1 protein-coding gene is annotated in these 399 nt (G+C 70.2%); it reads left to right on the plus strand.

Going from position 1 to position 399, the window contains the following annotated elements; translation table 11 throughout:
• Positions 1 to 12 precede the first annotated feature (12 nt).
• Positions 13 to 399, plus strand: a 387-nt coding sequence (gene traA / locus STRAU_RS37380; protein ID WP_037664531.1) for a plasmid transfer protein TraA, incomplete at its 3' end; no start/stop codon positions are given.

Genomic DNA, 399 nt, shown 5'->3' on the forward strand with positions numbered 1-399 from the left:
GGAGACGGGCTGATGGCTACCCCGACGCGTAACGGCGCTGCTCCGGGCGCCAAGGGCAACAAGTTCGCGAACGCCGGGGCCGCGGCCGGCGGTTTCGTCGGCGCGATGGGCGGCTCCTTCATGCCGTCGATCAACATCAACGTCAACCGCGGAAACGGGCGCCACGGCGGGGGTGGACAGTCCTTGCTGCCGCCGCCGGAGTTCAACTCCCCTGCCCAGGTGCGCAACTACTGCAACACGCTGCGGGCGGCGGGCGTGATGATGTCGATGGAGGTCGCCATGGCGGCCGAGATCCTGCACAGCGTGCTGGCCTCGGTGCCTGACCCCGAGGGTCGGGTGATGGGCTCGCGGATCCGCGCGGCGAAGGTCTCCCGCAAGCTGAAGCGGTCCGCGAACGCG

It is taken from the genome of Streptomyces aurantiacus JA 4570, assembly GCF_000414115.1.
Classification (GTDB): Bacteria; Actinomycetota; Actinomycetes; order Streptomycetales; family Streptomycetaceae; genus Streptomyces; species Streptomyces aurantiacus_A.